This is a genomic window from Trinickia camelliae (assembly GCF_053525655.1).
Map to the genome: position 1 here is coordinate 128,396 of NZ_JBCHAA010000004.1, position 20,500 is coordinate 148,895.

Annotated in this window: 19 protein-coding genes; 9 read left to right on the forward strand and 10 right to left on the reverse strand. The window is 64.3% G+C overall.

The features are described from left to right. Positions 1-80: 80 nt before the first annotated feature. A complete protein-coding gene (locus AAHK20_RS08885) occupies positions 81-1,007 on the reverse strand; it encodes a Rossmann-like and DUF2520 domain-containing protein (RefSeq protein WP_449181095.1) in 927 nt (308 codons plus the stop codon). A 370-nt stretch (positions 1,008-1,377) separates the two neighbouring features. On the opposite strand from AAHK20_RS08885, the gene AAHK20_RS08890 reads away from it, so the two are divergent. From AAHK20_RS08890 to AAHK20_RS08900, 3 genes are all read left to right on the forward strand, one after another. After that, positions 1,378-1,539: a hypothetical protein gene (locus AAHK20_RS08890; protein ID WP_175425631.1), complete on the forward strand. Its 162-nt coding sequence runs from the start codon at positions 1,378-1,380 to the stop codon at positions 1,537-1,539. Positions 1,540-1,965: 426 nt separating this feature from the next. Beyond that, the gene (locus tag AAHK20_RS08895; RefSeq protein ID WP_449181096.1) at positions 1,966-2,277 is read left to right on the forward strand and encodes a hypothetical protein; all 312 of its coding nucleotides are present in this window, start codon (positions 1,966-1,968) and stop codon (positions 2,275-2,277) included. A 161-nt stretch (positions 2,278-2,438) separates the two neighbouring features. Further along, entirely contained in the window at positions 2,439-3,404 is a 966-nt protein-coding gene (locus AAHK20_RS08900) for a threo-3-hydroxy-L-aspartate ammonia-lyase (protein ID WP_449181097.1), read from the forward strand. Positions 3,405-3,491: 87 nt separating this feature from the next. On the opposite strand, the gene AAHK20_RS08905 is transcribed toward AAHK20_RS08900, so the two are convergent. The 3 genes from AAHK20_RS08905 to AAHK20_RS08915 are packed head-to-tail and all read right to left on the reverse strand — an operon-like array spanning position 3,492 to position 6,864. Further along, positions 3,492-4,169: a LysE family translocator gene (locus AAHK20_RS08905; protein ID WP_449181098.1), complete on the reverse strand. Its 678-nt coding sequence runs from the start codon at positions 4,167-4,169 to the stop codon at positions 3,492-3,494. 19 nt (positions 4,170-4,188) lie between these two features. Then, positions 4,189-5,250, reverse strand: coding sequence for an asparaginase (locus AAHK20_RS08910; protein ID WP_449181099.1), 1,062 nt, complete (start codon positions 5,248-5,250; stop codon positions 4,189-4,191). Positions 5,251-5,280: 30 nt separating this feature from the next. Further along, positions 5,281-6,864 (reverse strand): UbiD family decarboxylase, encoded by a 1,584-nt coding sequence (locus tag AAHK20_RS08915; protein WP_449181100.1) that lies wholly within the window; start codon positions 6,862-6,864, stop codon positions 5,281-5,283. 640 nt (positions 6,865-7,504) lie between these two features. On the opposite strand from AAHK20_RS08915, the gene AAHK20_RS08920 reads away from it, so the two are divergent. Then, on the forward strand, positions 7,505-8,635 hold the full coding sequence (locus AAHK20_RS08920; protein WP_449181101.1) for a transglycosylase SLT domain-containing protein: 1,131 nt from the start codon (positions 7,505-7,507) through the stop codon (positions 8,633-8,635). A 75-nt stretch (positions 8,636-8,710) separates the two neighbouring features. On the opposite strand, the gene AAHK20_RS08925 is transcribed toward AAHK20_RS08920, so the two are convergent. From AAHK20_RS08925 to ribBA, 4 genes are all read right to left on the reverse strand, one after another. Continuing rightward, positions 8,711-9,907, reverse strand: coding sequence for a pyridoxal phosphate-dependent aminotransferase (locus tag AAHK20_RS08925; RefSeq protein WP_449181102.1), 1,197 nt, complete (start codon positions 9,905-9,907; stop codon positions 8,711-8,713). A gap of 95 nt (positions 9,908-10,002) precedes the next feature. Next, positions 10,003-10,437, reverse strand: coding sequence for a transcription antitermination factor NusB (gene nusB / locus AAHK20_RS08930; protein ID WP_449181103.1), 435 nt, complete (start codon positions 10,435-10,437; stop codon positions 10,003-10,005). Continuing rightward, positions 10,434-10,949 (reverse strand): 6,7-dimethyl-8-ribityllumazine synthase, encoded by a 516-nt coding sequence (gene ribH / locus AAHK20_RS08935; protein WP_137333493.1) that lies wholly within the window; start codon positions 10,947-10,949, stop codon positions 10,434-10,436. Before ribH ends, nusB begins: the two co-directional genes overlap by 4 nt. A gap of 75 nt (positions 10,950-11,024) precedes the next feature. After that, the gene (ribBA, locus tag AAHK20_RS08940; RefSeq protein WP_449181104.1) at positions 11,025-12,188 is read right to left on the reverse strand and encodes a bifunctional 3,4-dihydroxy-2-butanone-4-phosphate synthase/GTP cyclohydrolase II; all 1,164 of its coding nucleotides are present in this window, start codon (positions 12,186-12,188) and stop codon (positions 11,025-11,027) included. 370 nt (positions 12,189-12,558) lie between these two features. Between ribBA and AAHK20_RS08945 the strand changes: the two genes are divergently transcribed. The 5 genes from AAHK20_RS08945 (at position 12,559) to AAHK20_RS08965 (ending at position 18,769) form a co-directional block, all read left to right on the forward strand. Continuing rightward, a complete protein-coding gene (locus tag AAHK20_RS08945; RefSeq protein ID WP_449181105.1) occupies positions 12,559-14,757 on the forward strand; it encodes a TonB-dependent receptor in 2,199 nt (732 codons plus the stop codon). Positions 14,758-14,841: 84 nt separating this feature from the next. Beyond that, entirely contained in the window at positions 14,842-15,525 is a 684-nt protein-coding gene (locus AAHK20_RS08950; RefSeq protein WP_449181106.1) for a Fe2+-dependent dioxygenase, read from the forward strand. A gap of 35 nt (positions 15,526-15,560) precedes the next feature. Then, on the forward strand, positions 15,561-16,259 hold the full coding sequence (locus AAHK20_RS08955; RefSeq protein ID WP_449181341.1) for a PepSY-associated TM helix domain-containing protein: 699 nt from the start codon (positions 15,561-15,563) through the stop codon (positions 16,257-16,259). A gap of 139 nt (positions 16,260-16,398) precedes the next feature. Beyond that, positions 16,399-17,196 carry an SDR family NAD(P)-dependent oxidoreductase gene (locus AAHK20_RS08960; RefSeq protein ID WP_449181107.1) on the forward strand — a complete coding sequence of 266 codons (798 nt, stop codon included), beginning with the start codon at positions 16,399-16,401 and terminating at the stop codon, positions 17,194-17,196. Positions 17,197-17,380: 184 nt separating this feature from the next. After that, complete coding sequence (locus AAHK20_RS08965) at positions 17,381-18,769, forward strand: pyridoxal phosphate-dependent decarboxylase family protein (RefSeq protein WP_449181108.1); 1,389 nt, start codon at positions 17,381-17,383, stop codon at positions 18,767-18,769. On the opposite strand, the gene AAHK20_RS08970 is transcribed toward AAHK20_RS08965, so the two are convergent. Together AAHK20_RS08970 and AAHK20_RS08975 are read right to left on the reverse strand one after the other, a co-directional pair. Beyond that, positions 18,753-19,238 carry an aconitase X swivel domain-containing protein gene (locus AAHK20_RS08970; RefSeq protein ID WP_449181109.1) on the reverse strand — a complete coding sequence of 162 codons (486 nt, stop codon included), beginning with the start codon at positions 19,236-19,238 and terminating at the stop codon, positions 18,753-18,755. The two genes, AAHK20_RS08965 and AAHK20_RS08970, sit on opposite strands and share 17 nt — an antisense overlap. After that, the gene (locus tag AAHK20_RS08975) at positions 19,222-20,478 is read right to left on the reverse strand and encodes an aconitase X (protein WP_449181110.1); all 1,257 of its coding nucleotides are present in this window, start codon (positions 20,476-20,478) and stop codon (positions 19,222-19,224) included. Before AAHK20_RS08975 ends, AAHK20_RS08970 begins: the two co-directional genes overlap by 17 nt. Between the last annotated feature and the right edge of the window lie 22 nt (positions 20,479-20,500).

Sequence of the window (20,500 nt, forward strand, 5' to 3'; positions counted from 1 at the left end):
GCGTTCTCGTCGGTTGGTCTTCGTGTGTGGTTTCTTGAGCCGGCGGCGCGCGGCGCCATCGTTTTCCGGTCGTCACCTTATCACGGCTTTCTTGGCGCTTGTACCTGCGGGAGCGAGCGCTCGAGGGACGCCTCGACAGCCGCGTCGATCGCGTCGATCGACGCCGGCGGTTTCGTCCGCTGACGGGCAAGCGCGACGGCGCGGCGAGTCAGGAGCGCATAGAGCGCGGCGTGATCGCCGCCCATCGTCTCGAAGAGCGCGAGCTGCTTTTCGACGACGCCGGTATCGCCGCGCGACACCGGGCCCGCGAGCGCGTTGGCGAGACCTTTGTCGCGCGCGGTTTCGATCGTGCCGGCGAGCATCGGCAAGAGCGCGCGCAGCGAGTCGTCTTCGGAGAAGCCGAGCGTGCGCCAGAGTTCGACGCACTCGCTCAACGCACACAGCGCAAAGCTCGCGGCGTAGTGCGCCGCGCCGTGGTAGAGCATGCGCGTGCCGTGCGGAATCGTCAGAGGATGACAGGAAATCGCGCGGGCGAGCGCCGAGAGCGCGCCTTCGAGTTCGCTGTCTGCTTCGATCGTCACCGAGCAGCCCGCGATCCGTTCGATGTCCGCAGGGCTGCCGCTGAACAGATAAAGTGGATGGAACCCGCCCGTGAGCGCACCTTGTGCGCGTGCCGGCGCAAGCAGTTCAACAGGCGATGCACCACTGCAATGCACGAGCGCTTTCGAATGCGCGTTTGCCGCATCGAACCGCAATGTGTTGGCCATCGTACCGATGCTGTCATCGGGGACGGTTAAAAAGACGATGTCGGCTGCGGCGACCACGTGTTGCGGATCGTCGACGGCGCTGCCAAGTCCCACCTGTTGCGCGAGATCGCGCGCCGATTGCGGCGAGCGGCTTGCGACAGCCGTGACCGGGTATCCCGCACGGGCGAAGCCGGTGGCCAGACAGCGGGCCAGCCGGCCCGCGCCGATGAAGCCGATCCGTGGCGCAGAAGAAAGCGGCATGGTTCCAGCGTCCGTTGGAAGATTGGGCGAAAGCTGAAGTATCGCGCATCCGGAAAGCCCCCGCGCATGCGCCGGCTGCCATGCCGAACGCGCGCGATGGTGCAACGCCGGCGTGCGCCGGCTTTTATCGGATCAAATTGGGTGTCGTATGAAACACCAGGGGCGTCATTCGGCGGCGCAATGCCCGCCGGCCAGATTGCCCGTCACAATTCCAATTCCAACACGATGGATGGAGAGCGAGCCGGGGCAGACCGGCCGGCGCCGGGTATGCGGCTTGCGCCAGGTATCGCGCAGAGGGTCATGGATGTCGGAGATGCAGATCGTAGTTGCGGTTTCTATCCAGTGTCTTAGCCACCTACGGGAGGTCACGATGAGCATGTTCTCTTACCGGAAGCACCTGCGGTTCCTGAGCCATTCGCAGCGCCGTCTATGGTGGGACCAGAAAAAGCGTCTCACGCCGCGCGTGAAGATCAGCGGGTCTTACGTGCCCCCGAGTGTGACGCGCGAATTCACCTATGTGAAAGTAGGCTGAGGGTCGTTCGGGAAGCGGGTATCAAACCGCTTGCCGCTTGCAGGACGAAAGCCCGGCTCAGACGCCGGGCTTCTTATTTGTCGCGCGGCTTCTTGCCTGTTCTTCCGCGCGTATTCCTGGTGAGTCGCCTGCGCAACGGCGCCGCCGTCAATTTGTAATTAAACATTTCCGATTCTCGCGAGCTTTCTTCAGACCGACCGGTAAAAGCAACCGCGTGCAGGCGCTGGCAGCGCGCAACTCCTTGGATTTTCACGTGTCGGACACAGATAGGGGTTTGTCGTGAATTGACAGGCTCAATGTTCGGGATCGGCTCGATTGCAATTTGCAACAAATGCGGAAGACCCGCTCGAGGCTTTTTCTATACATTGAGTTCATGCAGTGCCAGTTATACGGCCGGCCGCACGCCAGGCCGTCAGGAGAACAGCAATGAAAAAGCTCATTTCGTTTTTTGCCGCCGCTGCGTTGGGCGTGGGGTTCGCCAGCGCCGCACAGGCTCACGTGTCGGTCGGTATCGGCATCGGCGTTCCGTTCGCGCCGGCGTATCCGGTTTATGCCGCGCCGCCCCCGGTTTACTACGCACCGCCGCCGCCCGTCTACTACGCGCCGGAACCGGCCTATTACGGACCGCCGGCAGTGGTGGTCGGAGGCTACTACGGTCAGCCATACTGGCATCACGGCTATTACCACGGCTACTACGGTCGCGGCTACTACGGTCATCATGGGTACTGGCGCCGTTGAGCGTCTCGAGGAGAATCTCGCTTAACGCTCACGTCGACTAGTTGATTTGCAAACGGCGCAACGCCGGCTTCATCGCCGGGTTGCGCCGTTTGCTTTGGGTTTTCAAAGCGCGCCGGAAGCTGGGACAATGCTTGCTCCCTCCAACAACCTCCCATCAGGCGATGCAAGCGCTTCCTTCTCCCACCTTCGATGATGTCGTCGACGCCGCCTCGCGTATCGCGGGCGTCGCGCATCGCACTCCAGTTCTCACCTCGCGCACGGCCGACGAACGCTGCGGCGCTTCGCTCTACTTCAAGTGCGAAAACTTCCAGCGCATGGGCGCGTTCAAGTTTCGCGGCGCCTATAACGCGATCTCGCACTTCGACGCCGAGCAGCGCAAGGGCGGCGTGCTGACGTTCTCGTCGGGCAATCACGCGCAGGCGATCGCGTTGTCGGCGCGTCTCGCTGGCATTCACGCGACGATCTTGATGCCGCACGACGCGCCTGCGGCGAAAGTCGAAGCGACCAAAGGCTACGGCGGCGAAGTCATCACCTTCGACCGCTATAAGGAAGATCGCGACGAACTCGGACGCCGTCTCGCGCAGGAGCGCGGCATGACGCTGATTCCGCCGTATGACCATCCGCACGTGATCGCGGGGCAGGGCACGGCGGTCAAGGAGCTGATCGAAGAGGTCGGCACGCTCGACATGCTCGTCGTGTGCCTTGGCGGCGGCGGTTTGCTCGGCGGCAGCGCGCTGTCGGCGGCGGCGTTGAGCCCGTCGTGCGAGATCATCGGCGTCGAGCCCGAGGCGGGCAACGACGGCCAGCAGTCGCTCGCGCGCGGCGAGATCGTCCATATCGACGTGCCGAAGACGATCGCCGACGGCGCGGCCACGCCGCATCTCGGCAGCTACAACTTTCCGATCATTCAACGCCTCGTCAAGCGGATCGAGACGGTGAGCGACGCGCAACTGATCGAGACCATGCGCTTCTTCGCGCAACGCATGAAGATGGTCGTCGAGCCGACCGGGTGCCTGGCCGCTGCGGCCGCGCTCAATGGGATCGTGCCGGTGAAGGGCAAGCGCGTCGGCGTGTTGATCAGCGGCGGCAATGTCGACTTGCATCGCCTTGCCGAGTTTCTGAGCTAAGGTCTGCTGATCGTTTGCAAGGCTCGATCGTGGTTGATCGAGCTTTGCGACGCGAAGCGAGTTTGTGCAGTTGCGGCCTGATTCGGCTTAGGCCGCGCTATGCGCCGCTTGCACGATCAAATCGCGGTAGCCGTTGACGATCACGCTGTACGAGAAGTACGCGAAGAGCAGCGCGGAGAGCACGTGACAACCGCGCAGCAAGCCGGCGCCCGCGCGCTTGCGCCCGTGGCTGGCGAGCCCGCATAGGAAGAACGTCCAGCACAGACCACCGAGAAAGAAGCCGGACAGGAAGATCGAAGCGGTGGGCGTGGTCGTCGCGCCGGCTTTGGCGATGAGCGCGCCGCCGACAGCCGCGAACCACAGGATCGCCGACGGCGACGAAACCGCGAGCAGCACGCCGCGCAGGAAGCCGCGCCACGCGCTCGTGTGCGGCGTGGCGGGATTGGCCTCGCCTTCGACAGCGGGCGCCGTTTGCGGAAACACCGCTTCGCGCGCCATCTTCCACGTGAGGAACAGCAGGATCGCCGCGCCGCCAATCCACACGACCCATCGCACCGCATCGAACTGGAGCAGCGCGGCCATGCCCGCCAGCGCGAGCGCCGCATAGATCAGATCGCCGAAACACGAACCGAGCCCGAGCCAGAAGCCCGGCTTGAAACCGTGCGACAACGTCAGCGACAGAATCGCGACATTGACGAGACCGATATCGAGGCACAACGAAAGCGACAGAAAAAAACCGTCCGACAACATCGATACAGCGTGCATCCAGACCCCAGGCTTGTTCTTAGTGTTGTTGTTCGAGCTTGACCGAGAGCGCGAGGCGTCCCGTTACGAGACCCACCGTGTTGCGCATCACGGGCTGATGAAAGGCATCGAGTTGCGCCCGTTGCTTCGCGGTGCCGATGTTCAGCTGATGCAGCAACTCGACGACGATCGCCATCAGCGCCGTCACGTTGCCGTCTTCGACTTTGACCGCGATGCCGAGCGGCCCGCGTTTGCCGTCGGAGCCGTAGGCCGCGTCGCGCACGCCGATCGCATAGCTCGCATCGGCGCCGATCTTGCCGATGACCTCGCCGTCGAACGCGCGCATCAGCGCCGTGCACAAGCGTCCGGTGCCGGCGACGAGATCGGGGTGCGCGGTCATCGCGCGATAGATGCGTGTGAGCGCCACGTCGCGCGGCGACGCGGGCGCGTCATGGTTCACCGTCGCGGCGGCGAGCTTCGCGAAGAGGCGCGCGAGCCGATCGAGCGCGAAACTCGGCGTCGGCAGGTTGCAGCCGTCGATGCCCCACTGAATCTCGTCGTCCCGCAGATCGCAGAGTTGCGCGAGCGTTTGCTTGACGCGCTGCTGCAGCGGATGGCCGTCGAGCTGATAGTCGGCGATGTCCGCGCCGATCGCCTGCGCGCCCGCCAGCATCCCTGCATGCTTGCCGGAGCAATTGCTGCAAACGGGTGTCGGCGTGAAATCGCGTTTGATCCACGCGCGCCAGACGTCGTCCGAAATCGGCGGATGGCCGCCGCAGCGCAGGTCCGCCTCGGTGACGCCTGCCTTCACGAGCATCGAGCGAGCGCGCGCGATGTGTACGTCTTCGCTGTTGTGCGATGCGCACATCAACGCGAGGTCGGCCTCGTCAAAGCCGAAGCGCTCGAGCGCGCCCGTCTCGAGCACCGCGAGTGCCTGCGCGGGCTTGACGGCCGAGCGCGGCAGCGTCGGGCGGTGCGGGTTGCCGAAGGCATAGAGCAGGCGGCCCGACGCGTCGACGACCGCGACGTGGGCAAGATGCGTGTTCTCGATAGCGGGGCCGCGATACACGGTTGCGGCAATGGCTGAGTGGCTGGCGGTCATCGAATCGTCACTCCATCTGCGAAGGGTTAATTAGCGGCCGAGGCCGAGTTCGTCCCAGAGCGTATCGACGCGCTTCTTCACGGCGTCGTCCATGACGATCGGGCGGCCCCATTCGCGATCGGTCTCGCCTGGCCACTTGTTGGTCGCGTCAAGACCCATCTTCGAGCCCAGGCCCGCTTTCGGCGACGCGAAGTCGAGGTAGTCGATCGGTGTGTTGTCGACGAGCACGGTGTCGCGCGCCGGGTCGATGCGCGTCGTGATCGCCCAGATCACTTCTTTCCAGTCGCGGATGTTCACGTCCTCGTCGACGACGACGATGAACTTCGTATACATGAACTGCCGCAAGAAGCTCCACACGCCGAACATCACGCGCTTCGCGTGGCCCGGGTAGCTTTTCTTCATCTGCACGATCGCCATCCGGTAGCTGCACCCTTCGGGCGGCAGATAGAAGTCGGTGATCTCGGTGAACTGCTTCTGCAGGAGCGGCACGAACACTTCGTTGAGCGCGACGCCGAGCACGGCCGGCTCGTCGGGCGGCTTGCCTGTATAGGTGGAGTGGTAGATCGCGTCGCGGCGCATCGTGATGCGCTCGACCGTGAAGACCGGGAACCACTCCTGTTCGTTGTAATAGCCGGTGTGGTCGCCGTACGGGCCTTCGAGCGCGTGCTCGTAAGCGGCCGAGGCGCCCTTGGACGGCCGTGGCGGCGCACCGGCCGGCGCCGGCGAGGGTACGCCGTCCTGCGGGTAGATAAAGCCTTCGAGCACGATCTCGGCGCGAGCGGGCACTTGCAGCGTATCGACGCCGGGCGTCAGGCACTTCGCGAGCTCGGTCCTCGCGCCGCGCAAGAGGCCGGCGAACTGGTATTCGGAGAGCGTGTCCGGCACCGGGGTGACGGCGCCGAGGGTCGTCGCCGGATCGGCGCCGAGCACGACCGCCACCGGATACGGCTTGCCGGGGTTGGCGAGCGCGAACTCGCGGAAGTCGAGCGCGCCGCCGCGATGCGCGAGCCAGCGCATGATGAGCTTGTTGCGCCCGATCAGCTGCTGCCGGTAGATGCCGAGGTTCTGGCGCGTCTTATTGGGGCCGCGTGTGACGGTCAGACCCCAGGTGACGAGCGGGCCGGCGTCGCCGGGCCAGCAGGTCTGGATCGGCAGCTTCGCGAGGTCGACGTCCTGGCCTTCCCAGACGATCTCCTGGCAAGGCGGCGAGCTGACCGTCTTCGGCGCCATGTCCCAGACCGCTTTGGCGAGCGAGAGCAGCTTGCCGGCGTCTTTGAGGCCTTTGGGCGGTTCCGGCTCCTTCAGCGCCGACAGCAGCCGGCCGACGTCGCGCAGCGATTCGAGCGCGGCGCTATCGCCGTCAGCGCCGCTCTCGCTGCCGCCGTCGATGCCCATGCCGAGCGCGACGCGCCGCGGCGTGCCGAACAGATTGGCGAGCACGGGAAACGCGTAGCCTTGCGGCGCATCGAACAGCAGTGCGGGTCCGCCGGCGCGCAGCACGCGGTCGCACAGCTCGGTCATTTCCAGCACGGGTGAGACGGGCTGCCGGATGCGGCGCAGTTCGCCCGACGTCTCTAGGCGGCCGACGAAGTCGCGCAGGTCTTTATATTTCATGCGAGTCAGAGTGGAACCGCCCGGGAAGGGCGGTGAAAGGGCGGCAAAGAGGCGGGCAGCCTGGTAGTCCGAGACTGGCCTGACCAGACTGCCCGAGCGATGCGGGACATTTTACCTTTCTTGTTACAAGGAGTTTCTTTCGCGGATTGGGTCGAAATCGCTGGAAACGCGCAGGGTGCGTGGGTTTCGAGATGCTGAACACTGTTCATAATTACGTATTGTTATAGGTTTCAATTTTCATAGTGTTGACCATCTATAAAACCCTGCTAGAATCCGTCCACATTGGTAGCAGGGACCCAGCAGTTTAGTCGTTACCAACCCCCGGTCCTTCGACGCTACGCGTCACCGTTTGCCGACTCCTGCGCGGCACCAACGGCTTAAAGTTTGTCCTCGCCAGCGCGTTTCGCCGCTGGTTTTTTTGCGTGAGAGCCACCGCGTGCATGCCAAATGAGCATGTCGCCGGGATTTTTTTGCTCCGATGTGGCGCTCCGAACGGCACGTTACCGGTTGTAAGGGTACGTTACCGTTTCCCGACGTCGTTGCCGCCCCAACCAAGGCGCGCGATGTCTTGGCTTTGCGACCCGAGCTCGATATTGCTCAGCTGTACCCGTCGCGAGGCCATGATCGATGGGAGATCTGAATGAATACTTGGTTATCGTGGCGTCCCGATGAGCGCCTGGCGCAAGTAGTACGCGCTGTGCTGCGTCGCGGGACGCGTGTCAGTCACCACCTATTCAGCATCGTCGGCGGCGTTGCTGTACTTACCGCGCTTGTGCTGTGGCTTTTGCCCGCCGTGCGCACCACGCTCGCCGCAAAGCTGATGCCGGCCATTTCGGCGGCCGTCCAGGCCGGACCGGCGCGGTTGTTGAGCGGCCATCCGCTGCCCGCTTTCGGGCCGGCGCAGAATACCGACGAAACGCTGGGCTCGAACGCGAACGGTCCTACCGTCGACAACACGAGCTACGACGGCGCCTTCGACGGCACCGGTCAAGGCGGCCAGAACAATCAGGCTCCGGCCGGCTTCGATTTGCATACCCAGCAGCCGACGGTCGGCATGCTGGCCAACTTGATCCCCTCGCAACGCGTGGCGCCCGATGCGCGCAACAACCACGCGTTCGCGTCGACGACCGAACAGAATCTGGTCACGAACTATCTGGCGCGCCGCTATCGGGTCGCGCAAGAGCCGGTCAACGATCTCGTGAAGGCAGCGTTCGACACCGGCCGCGAAGTGGGCCTCGATCCGCTTCTGCTGCTCGCGGTGATGGCGATCGAATCGGGCTTCAATCCGTATGCGGAAAGCGGCGTCGGTGCGCAAGGCCTGATGCAAGTGATGGCCAAGGTGCATTCGGACAAGTTCCAGTATTTCGGCGGCACGAGCGCGGCGCTCGAGCCGATGACGAACATCAAGGTTGGCGCGCTGGTGCTGAAAGACTGCATCGCGCGTGGCGGTTCGCTGCCGGGCGGTCTGCGTCTGTACGTCGGTTCGACGTCACAGGACGACGGCGGCTACGGCGCGAAGGTGATGGCCGAGCGCGATCGCCTGCGCGATGTGGCGCGCGGCCGCAAGGTGCCGGTCAATGCCCCGCAGGCGCCCCAGCAGCAAGCGGCGGCTGCCCCTGCGAACAAGCGCGTGCAGGTTTCGCTCGACAGCGCCCATGCGATCAGCGCGGCGAAGACGGCTGCGCCTTCGTCGCCGGCTGCGGATCAGGATGACGCGAGCACGAACACCCCCCCGACGAAGCACAACGCCGGGCCGGAGTTCGGCGCTTGAGTTGAAGGCGGATGGTTGAAAGAAAGAAGGGCACCCTCGGGTGCCCTTCTTTTTTACTGCGCGAGAAGCGGTTATTTATGCGCTCGCAAATAGCCCGCGCAACCGCTCAACCGCTTCTTCCAGCCGCGCATACGCCGTCGCATACGAAAGACGAATGTACTCATGCGGCGCACTGGTGCCGAAATCCATCCCCGGCACGAGCACCACGCCGGCGTCGTGCAACATCGCCTTGGTGAGCGCGCCGCTCTCGCCGGCCGCCGGATGCGCGACGCCCGTGCAATTCGCGTAGACGTAGAACGCGCCGTCGGGGATCACCGGCACGCTGAAGCCGAGCGACTTAAGCGCCGGCACGATGTAGTCGCGGCGGCGCTTGAATTCGAGGCGCCGCGCTTCGTAGATCTTGAGCGTATCGGGCTCGAAGCACGCCAGCGCCGCATGCTGGGCCAGTGCGGACGCGCAGATGAACAGGTTCTGCGCGAGCTTTTCGAATGCGCCGATCATCGCGGGCGGTACGACGAGCCAGCCGAGACGCCAGCCCGTCATGTTGAAGTACTTCGAGAAGCTGTTGACGGTCACCACGTCGTCGCCGAACGACAGCGCCGACACCGGCCGTGCGTCATAGCTGAGCCCTTGGTAAATCTCGTCGACGATCGTGAAGCCGCCGCGTGCGCGCACGGCTTCGACGATCTTCTTCAGTTCCTCGGGTTCGATCGACGTGCCCGTTGGGTTCGACGGCGACGCGAGCAGCACGCCGCGCGTCTTCTCGTTCCAACGGCTTTCCACATCGGCGGCCGTCAGTTGGAAACGCTCGGCGGGGCCGCTTGGGACGAGGACGGCGCGGCCTTCGGTGGCCGCCACGAAGTGACGGTTGCACGGGTAGGACGGATCGGGCATCAGCACTTCGTCGTCGCGATCGACAAGCGCCGCACAGGCGAGCAAAAGCGCAGCCGATGCGCCCGCCGTCACGACGACGCGCGCGGGATCGATGTGCAGCCCATGCGTGTGCAAGTAGTGCTCCGCGATCGCTTCGCGCAAAGGCGCGATGCCGAGCGCTCCCGTGTATTGGGTGACGCCGCGTCTGAGCGCGCTGGCGGCCGCTTCGATCACCGGCTCGGGCGCCGTGAAATCGGGCTCGCCGATCCCCATGTGAATGATGTCGCGCCCCGCGATTTCGAGCTCGCGGGCTTCCTTCGCGAGCTCCATCACGTAGAACGGGGCAATGGCGTCGACTCGGGCGGCGAGACGCACGAGCGGTTCAGACGCGTTGTTCATGCTGATTTCCAAATCCAATAGCCAGCCGGAGGAGGGCGCTGCCGGCGGCCCGCCGCGCGTGATTGCGCCGGGCGCCGCTGCGCTTAATTGCCGGCTTAGTTGCCGCGCCCCGACTGCGTTTCCCCGACGCGCAGCTTGGCGGCCAGCTTGTCGAGCACGCCGTTCACGTACTTGTAGCCGTCCGCGCCGCCGAAGGTCTTCGCCAGTTCGACCGCTTCGTTGATGACGACGCGATACGGGATGTCGAGATGATTCTTGAACTCGAACGCCGCGACGAGCAGCACCGCCCGTTCGACGGGCGAGAGCTGGTCGATCGGGCGATCGAGGCAGGGCGCGAGATCGGCCGACAAGGCGGCCGAATCACGGATCACGCCGTGCAGGATCGCATCGAGATGCTCCTTGTCGGCCTTGTCGAAACCCTGCGCGCCGCGCAACTGCGCGTCGATCTCACCCGAGCTCGCCCCCGACAAAAGCCACTGATACAGCCCCTGCGTGGCGAGTTCGCGGGAGCGTCGGCGAGCGCTCTTCATGCCTGTTCCTCTTCTTCGTCCTCGTCTTCATCTTCGTCGTCATCGCCGCCGAGCTGCTCGAGCGCGACCGCGAGGTTCGCCATCTCGACTGCCACGCGTGCGGCGTCGCGGCCCTTCTCGGTCATGCGCGCGACGGCTTGCTCGTCAGTGTCGGTCGTGAGCACCGCGTTCGCGACGGGAATGCCGAAGTCGAGGCCGATGCGCGTGATGCCCGCGCCGCTTTCGTTCGACACGAGTTCGAAGTGATACGTCTCGCCGCGGATCACGGCGCCGAGCGCGATGAGCGCGTCGAACTGGCCGGACTCGGCGAGCTTTTGCAGCGCGAGCGGAATTTCGAGCGCGCCCGGGACGGTGACGAGCAGCACGTCTTCGCCGGTCACGCCGAGGCGTTCGAGTTCTTCGATGCACGCATCGGCGAGGCCGTTGCACACCGGTTCGTTAAAGCGCGCTTGGACGATGCCGACGCGCAGGCCGTCGCCGTCGAGGTTCGGTTGATATTGTCCGATTTCCATAAAAGGTCCGTGGTTGTTGGTTGAATGCGCGAGAGTGCGGAGTTGAATCAATGCGTCGATTAATGAGGCGCTCGGTCAGCCGCGCGAGTCCGAGGACTCGGTCGCCGTCGTGTCGCAAGGCTTGGCGACGCTGCCCGGCATCGGGACGAAACCGGTGACTTCGAGCCCATAGCCCGACATGCTGCCGAGGCGGCGCGGGTTCGACAGCACCTGCATCTTGCCGACGTTGAGCTCGCGCAGGATTTGCGCGCCGATGCCGTAAGTCTTGAAGTCGACCGGACGTCGTTTGAGTTCGTCGGCCTTGTCTTTCTGATCGAATGCCTTGAAGACGTCGATCAGATGTTCCTTCGAGTCGCCGCAATTGAGCATCACGATCACGCCGAGATCGCGCGCGGCGATCTCGCGCATCGCGGCGTCGAGCGTCCACGAGTGCGTCGAGGTGCCGACTTCGAGCAAGTCGAGCATCGACAGCGGCTCGTGCACGCGCACCGGCGTATCGCGATCGGGCGAGGGCGTGCCGCGCACGAGCGCCAGATGCGGCGAGCCGCTCGGCTGGTCGAGATACATGACCGCGCGGAATGCGCCGTGCGCGGTCTGCATCGTGCGCTCGCAAACGCGCTCGACGATCGATTCGGTGCGGCTGCGGTAGTGAATCAGATCGGCGATCGTGCCGACCTTGAGCCCGTGCTGCTGCGCGAATTCGAGCAGGTCGGGCAGGCGCGCCATCGTGCCGTCGTCCTTGATGATTTCGCAGATCACCGCGGCCGGCGTCAGGCCCGCGAGCGCCGTCAGATCGCAGCCCGCTTCGGTATGGCCCGCGCGCACGAGCACGCCGCCCGGCTGCGCCATGATCGGGAACACGTGGCCCGGCTGCACGATGTGCTCGGCGCGCGCGTCGTGCGCGACGGCGGTGGCGATCGTGCGGGCGCGGTCGGCGGCGGAGATGCCGGTCGTCACGCCCTCGGCCGCTTCGATGCTGACCGTGAACGCCGTGCCGTATTGCGTGCCGTTCTTATAGGTCATGAGCGGCAGGTTCAACTGCTTGCAGCGATCCTGCGTGAGTGTCAGGCAGATCAGGCCGCGGCCGTAGCGAGCCATGAAATTGATCGCTTCCGGCGTGACGAAATCCGCTGCCAGGACGAGGTCGCCCTCGTTTTCGCGGTCTTCTTCGTCGACCAGGATCACCATCCGGCCGGCTTTCAGTTCGGCGATGATCTCGAGGGTGGAGGCGAGGGTCATATCGGGAGGGATGAGCGGGAAAGCGCGTATTTTACGCCACGCGGGGGCGGGCGTCGCTGGTTCTGACGCGGTATGGAATGCGATTCCGGCGGTATACAAAATGCCGAATCTTGCACTCCAAAAACAGAATTCTTACTAAATTATTTCGATTGCTGCCTGCAAATGGAGGGCGTTGAGCCGATATCTTTCATAAGTTGAAACAATTCGAGATATGTGAAATGATATCGATTCTCATTTAAATCGAAAGCCAGCCTACCGAACTTCTCGTCCCAAGCGGAGGAGCGGCCAGCCAGCCAATGCTCGCGTGTCGTTGATTCGCGCGTGCGCCGCGTGCGGCGCCGGCCGACACGAACCACTCCTCGGGATTCCAATGTTCAACAAAACGCCGCTCGCGGCAGCGCTTGCGCTCGCCTTCGCGATTCCTTTTGCTGCGCCCGCGAAAGCGCAGACCGCACCGCAAACGACTTCGCCAACGACCTCGAAAACGCCAACCACGACCGCCGCGTCCGATGGCTCGACGCTGCCCGCGGTCGTCGTCTCCGGTCAGGCCGCTTCCGCCACGCAGGACTTCCAGGCCGAACGCGCGACGGTTGGCGCGAAGACGCCGCAAGCGTTGCGCGACATTCCGCAACCGGTCACGGTCATCAACAAGGCGGTGCTCGAATCGCAGGGCGCGACGTCGTTTCAGGACGCGCTGCGCAACGCGCCGGGCATCACGATCGGCGGCGCCGAAGGCGGCCAGATCGGCAACAACATCAACCTGCGCGGCTTCACGGCGCAAAACGACATCTACCTCGACGGCTTTCGCGACCGCAACCAGTACTACCGCGACACGTTCGATCTCGAATCGGTCGAAGTGCTGTACGGCCCGTCGTCGATGCTGTTCGGGCGCGGCTCGACGGGCGGTGTGATCAACCAGGTCAGCAAGAAGGCCAATCTCACGCCGTCGGCGGAGGTATCGACGACGATCGGCAGCGGCGATCGCTATCGCACGACCGTCGACGTGAATCACCCGCTGAGCGCGACCTCGGCCATTCGCGTCAACGCGTTTGGGCAGGACATGGGAACGGGCCGCGACGTGATGAAGAACAAGGACTACGGCATCGCCCCCGAAGCGCGCTTCGGCATCGGCACGCCGACCGAGATCACGCTGTCCGCGCTGATCCAGCACAACGACGACATGCCCGACTACGGCATCCCCGCGTTGAACGGCCATCCGGCGCCGGTGCCGCGCAACACGTTTTACGGCCTGACGAGCGACCGCACGATTCAGGACGTGCAGACCGGGCAGGCGACGATCAAGCACAAGTTCTCCGACGCGCTCACGCTGACCAACGAAACGCAGCTCTCGCATTCGATGACCGACGCGCGCGAGACGGCCGCGCACGCGGTGCTGACCGGCCCGCTCGCGACGAGCCCGGCGTTGTCGAACGGCAACTACACGACGCTGCCGCTTTCGCAGCTCTACGTGCAATTGCAAAGCCACGATCGCGTGATCGAAAACCATTCGATCTACAACGACACGATGCTCGAGTACACATTCACGACCGGCGCGATCAAGCACGACCTGATCGCCGGTGTGGAGCTTGGGCACGATAGCTATACGAACCAGACAACCACGCGCAACAACCTGCCGATCGTGTCGCTGCTCGATCCGGCTTATCTGTCGACGCCGTCGAACGTGACGACCACCACCGGCAACCACGCGCAATCGTCGGCCAATGAAATCGCGGGGTATGTCAACGATACGGTGTCGCTCGGCGAGCACTGGAAGGTGATTGGCGGACTGCGTTGGGACCGCTTCCAGGCGCACATCGCGAACACGATCAGCTTGCCGGGCTACGCGAGCCAGACGAACGACTTCACGAGCGTGCGCACCGGCGTCATCTATCAGCCGAGCGACTGGCAGTCTTATTACGCGTCGTACGGGACGTCGTTCGATCCCTCGCTCGAATCGCTGACCGTTACCAATCTCACGCAGAATCTCGCGCCCGAAACGACGCGGTCGTATGAAGTCGGCGGCAAGTGGGATTTGCTCGGCGGCAATCTGTCGGTGACGTCCGCGTTGTTTCAGGAGGAGATGGACAACGCGCGCACGCAGGTCTCGGCGACCGAATACACGCTCGACGGCGATATCCGCGTCAACGGTTTCCAGGCGGGCGCGACGGGCCACCTCACCGACAAGTGGCAAATCTTCGGCGGCTACACGTATATGGATGCGCGCATCGTGAAGGCGCTCGACGGCACGCAAGGCAACGTGCCCGCCAACACGCCGCGCAATACGCTAACGCTGTGGTCGACCTATGAGATCACGCCGCACTGGGAGGTGGGCGGCGGGCCGACCTATATGTCGGCGCGCTATGCGGCGAACAACAATCTCGTCGAAGTCGGCGGCTATACGCGCTGGGATGCGATGGCTGCTTATCACGAGAAGAAGTGGGACGTCCGCCTCAATCTCTTGAATCTCACCAACAAGTTCTATTACGACGCGCTGATCCAATCGGACGGCGGCCGCTCCGTGCCTGGCATCGGCCGCACGGTGCTGGCCACGGCCGACTACAAGTTCTAGTCACGCGATCGCGTTTCAACCTTTCGGGCTCGGCGTGCAAGCGCAATGCGCGGCGGCGCGCCGGTCCGGCCAAAGGAATTCCCGATGCTTCTCCAAATCCCGAATGTGCTGAACGCCGAGCAGTTGCGCTTCGTGCGCGAACGGCTCGACGCGGCGGGCGACGCCTGGGTAGACGGCCGCGCGACGGCCGGGTATCAAGGCGCGCCTGTCAAGCGCAACCAGCAGATCGCGGAACAATCGCCGTTCGCGCGCGAACTCGGCGACGTGATTCTCGCGGCGATCGAACGCAATCCGCTTTTCATCAGCGCCGTGCTGCCGAACCAGGTCTATCCGCCGCTCTTCAACCGCTACGAAAGCGGGATGACGTTCGGCAGCCATGTGGACGGCGCGGTGCGCCTCTTGCCCGGCGGGGCGAAGCTGCGCACCGACGTATCCGTGACGCTGTTCCTTTCCGCACCCGACGAATACGACGGCGGCGAACTCGTTATCGAGGATACGTATGGCGTCCAGCAAGTGAAGCTGCCGGCGGGCGACATGATCGTCTATCCGGCGACGAGCCTGCATCAAGTCACGCCGGTCACGCGAGGCGCGCGCATCGCGAGCTTCTTCTGGGTGCAGAGCCTCGTGCGCAGCGATACGCAGCGCGCGCTGCTGTTCGACATGGACACGGCAATCCAGCGCTTGAACGCGACGCAGGCCGACGATGCCGCGCGCCGCAGTCTCGTGGGTTGCTATCACAACTTGTTGCGCCTCTGGAGCGAGACGTGAACGCACCTGAACCTATCGCGATCGAATCGAACGTAATGGATGTCGTGGCCGTTGAGCGCGGCATGACGTCGGCAGGCGCCGTTCTCGACGAAGTGGAACTGCGCGCCCGGAAACAACGTTCGCGTCGCGCCACCTTCATCAAATGGCTGCGCAAAGTGCACGGTTGGGTGGGGCTATGGGGCGCGGCGCTCGGGCTGTTGTTCGGCACGACCGGTTTCCTGCTCAACCATCGCGCCGGCCCGCTGCGAATCCCGATTGGGGAGCCGGAGGTCTCGACGCTGCAGGTCCCGCTTCCGCAGCCCGCGCCAGAGACGCCACGCGATTTGGCGAAGTGGCTCAAGCGACAACTGCAATTGACGGGCGTGCCGGGACGCGTGCAGAAAGAGCCTGCGCATCGGGTGGCGTGGGGCGATCGCAGTGCGATCCAGCCGGAGCATTGGCAAATCACGTTTGCGGCGCCGCGTGAAAGCACGCAGGCCGAGTATTGGGTCGGCAACGGGTACGTGACGATCAAGCGCAACGACAACTCGTTTCTCGCGACGCTGAACAATCTGCACAAAGGCGTCGGCCTGAGTATCGGCTGGGTGCTGCTGGTCGACACGCTTGCAGGCGGCATTGTCCTGCTCTCGCTGACGGGCGTGTTGCTGTGGACCGAGTTGAATCGGCGCAAGACGATCGGTGCGGTGCTCGTCATCGGCTCGATCGTGGCGGCGGTCTGCGCGGGGCTGATGTGAGCGCGGCGGGGCGTCATCGTGACCCAAAAATTAGGGTTGACAGCTCGATAGATTATGATGATCATCATCGCAATCATGATGTTGATCATTTAAAAATGAGTGATCGGCATCGCGTTCCAATTCACTATCGGGATCAGCTATGACGAAGCAGGCAAACGGCACAACCGGCACCGCGCTCATCACGGGCGCTTCTTCTGGAATCGGCAAGACCTACGCGGACCGCCTCGCGCGCCGCGGCTACGATCTCGTGCTCGTCGCGCGCGATCGCGAGCGCATGGAAGCGCTCGCTGCGCGCCTGCGCGAAGAGACGGGCGTCTCGATCGACATCATTCAAGCGGACCTCACGGACGCAGCGGATCTGCGCCGCGTTGAAGCACGTCTTGTGGAAGACGAGCGAATCGACCTGCTCGTCAACAACGCGGGCGCTTCGGCAGGACGCGGACTCGAGGGCACGGACGTCGAGGTGCTCGATCGCCTGATTCGCCTCAACGTGACCGCTGTGACGCGCCTCGCCGCAGCGGTGATTCCGCGTTTTGTGGCGAAGGGCAAGGGCTCGATCATCAACATCGCGTCTGTGATGGCGTTCATGCCCGAGGCGCCGTCCGGCATTTACTCGGCGACCAAGTCCTATGTGCTGACCTATTCGCAATCGATGCAAGCGGAACTCGGGCCGAAAGGACTGTACGTGCAGGCCGTGTTGCCGGCCGCGACGCGCACCGAAATCTGGGAGCGCGCCGGCCGCGACATCAACACGATCCCGGGCCTCATGGAAGTGGACGAACTCGTCGACGCGGCGCTGGTCGGCTTCGACCGGCGTGAGCTCGTGACGATTCCGCCGCTGCATGACGCGGCCCAGTGGGAAGCGCTCGAGACCGCCCGCCGCGCGATGCTGCCGGGCTTCCAGCAGGAGCGCGCGGCTCCGCGCTATCGCGGCTGATCGCAGCGAAGCGAGTCCATACGTAGACCAAAGTACTCGCAAACGACGCTCCAGCGCCGTTTGCGAGGTGCTGATATTCTTCGCGTTACCTCCTCTTCTTAGTGCACTCAGTGCAAATTCAGTCCGGCGATACGGATCGGTCCGAGGACCACGCCGTATCGCCGGACCTTTCCTACGGAAGCGTATGGACGCGAAACTCTCACACGATCTCGCCAACCTCGACGTCCTGCTTGGACGCACGCTCGAGCATGCCGTCGACGCGTTGAACGACGTGGCGCTGCGGCCCGTCGCGCTCGCGCCACATACGGCGGCTGCGGTGCCACTCTCCGAGCACGGCATCGGCCTTGAAGGCGCGCTCGAAGCGTTCGCCACGCGCTGGGCGCCGGGTTTCTCGGGCAGCGCGGGGCCGCGGTATCTCGGCTTCGTGACGGGCGGCGCGACGCCTGCGTCGATTGCGGGCGATTGGCTGACGAGCGTCTACGATCAGAATCCGACGGCGGGTATCGACAGCGCCGCGCCCGATCTCGAACGCGAGACGGTCACGCAATTGCGGCAGTTGTTCGGCTTCTCCGATGCGCATCGCGGCGTGCTGGTGAGCGGCGCGACGATGTCGAACTTCGCCGGCTTGGCGATCGCGCGCGAGTGGCTTGGCGAAGAGCGCGGCGTGAGCATCGCGGAGGAGGGCGTCGGTGCGCTGCCGAAGATTCACGTGCTGTCTGGCGCGCCGCATTCGAGCGTCTACAAGGCGCTGTCGATGCTCGGGATCGGACGCAAGGCGGTGCAAAAGATCGCGACGCTGCCCGATCGCGAGGCCGTCGATCTGGCCGCGCTCGAAGCGGCGCTGGATCGCTTGCAGGGCGAGCCGGTCATCGTGGTGGCGAATGCGGGCACGGTGAATACGGTCGACTTCGACGATCTCGCTGCCATCGCTGCGTTGAAATCGCGCTATTCGTTCTGGCTCCATGTCGATGGGGCATTTGGCGCGTTCGCGGCGCTCTCGCCCGAGCACGCGGCGCTGGTCAAAGGCATCGACGAAGCGGACTCGATTTGCGTCGATCTGCACAAGTGGCTCAACGTGCCGTACGACGCCGCCGTGCAGTTCAGCCGGCGGCGCGATCTGCAAGTGCGCGTGTTTCAGAACAGCGCGGCCTATCTCGGCGCGCCGGGCGACAACCCCGATTTCGTGCATCTGACGCCGGAGAACTCGCGCCGGCTGCGCGCGCTGGCGACGTGGTTTTCGTTGACGGCCTACGGGCGAGCGGGGCACGCCGAAATCGTCGAGCGCAATATTCGTCTGGCGCGGCAATTGGGTGAGCGGATCGCCGCGTTGCCGGGCTTGAAGCTGCTTGCGCCGACGCGGCTCAACGTCGTCTGCTTCACGCTCGCCGAGAACCCGACGGAGGAACGCGTCAATGCGTTCATGCGGGCAGTGCGCGATCGCGGCGACGTGTTCGTCACGAGCACGGTCTATGGGGGGACGTGGGCGTTGCGCGCCGCGTTCTCCAATTGGCGCACGAATGAGAGCGACGTCGAGCGCATCGCCGCGTCGCTGGCGGCTACGTTGTCAGCGTGACGGTTGCGGGGCCGTCTTCGTGTGGCGCGTCGATGCGTATCGTCGCGCCGGTATGGCAGACCGTATCGAAGTCCCGGTCTTTCACGACGACTAGCGGCACCGACAATCCATAGAGCTCGCCCGCGACGATCACGCCGATCGCAATGATGAGATCGCGCTCGCTCAAGATGATGCCCGCGGGGCCGGTGCCGTTTCGAATCGCTTCAGCGAGCACGCTGCTGCTCGAACTCGAACCTTTTGCGCGCGGCATTACCATGATCGTCCCGGCGAGGCTGCGGCCAAAGGCTGGGTGTGTCTTGTCGACGATCAATCCGCCAGCAGCGTCATAGCCTCCCCAAAAGCTCAGCGGTTCCGAAAGCACGATTTTCGGACCGCATGCGCTGCCGCTAGCCAACGCCTCGGCGTGCACGATCACGGATCGATCGCCGTCGCGCTGTGCGCCTGCGCTCTTATCAACGGACGGGTTCATCGAAGCACACCTTTCCTTCGAATGCGGAGCGCACGCATTCTTCCATGCTGCCGTAAGCCACAGAGACGCCGATATTGGCCGGCGCATAGTGGGCCCACTTCGCCGAGTTCGTCATCACGAGGCCCGTCATGTTCTTCATCACAGGCGTGATGTAAGTGCACGTATCGACGACGATCTGCACGCCGCGCGTGGCAAGTCGCTGTGCGATCCCCGATGCTTCGAGCTGCCACAAAATAAAGCGGCTCGTGTTGACGTAGAAATCGCAGCGCGGCTCGCCCGCATGCTGCGCAAACAATGCGGCGAGCCGCTCGAATTCGGCGATGGAAAAATGCGGCGTGCCGAGACTCACCGCGACGAGCGGGTCGCCGGCTTGCGCTTGGTTTAACCGGCGGCGCACTGACGCGAGATCGTCCAGTGAGACGTGCACGGTTTTCAGCGGCGGGTGTCCTTGCGTAGCGTCGCCGAGCGTCGGCGCTTCGGGGGTGATGCCGATGGCATGGAACAGCGCGACCGCGCCGCTCGATGCCGCGGCGGCGCCGAGCGCTTTAAGTTCGTCTTCGGTGGTGTCGGCGGGCAGGCCGACGAGGGCGGCGACCGTGGCCCCTGCTTCCTTGCCGAGCAGCAGGCCCAACGCGGCGAAGAACACGTCCCGCCCGGGCAGCGTGGCGAAGTCCGCGACGTCGAACACGATCCGCGCCGCGCGATTCTCCTTCACATGCAAATCGGCGTACGGCGCGCGGCCGGTGACGGCCGCGCTGAGATCGAGGAAATCGCCATAGCGGCTCGTGCGCGCGCCCAGCACCGAATTGGCAAAGACGATCGCATTGGATTCCGCCCAAGCAATTTGGTCGCCGAGCTTCGGGCGGTGCTTCAGCTGATAGGGCGCGCAGGTGAAGCTCGCTTCACAGCCCAGTTCGAGGTGGGCCTTCATCAAGCGCTCCGCCGCCTGACGGACGTTCGTGTCGCCGTGGAAAAGCTCCGGGTGGATCAGATCGAGCGAGCCGACGTTCAAGGTGGTCGGTATTGCGACTTTCGTTCCGCTTTCGACAAAGCGCTCGACGAAGTCCAGGCTCACGGGCCCGTGATACAGGCACCCGTCGATATGAGCCGAGGAAACGTCGATCAGATGCGTCGCTCGCATCACATTCGCGGTGCGCGCGACGATGCGCATCGCGAGCGCTGCCCCGGCTCCGAACTCGCCGTTCAGCATCGCGCGGTCGCGTGCATCGAGCTTCAGCATGGCGCTTTCGTTTCCTGGAGGC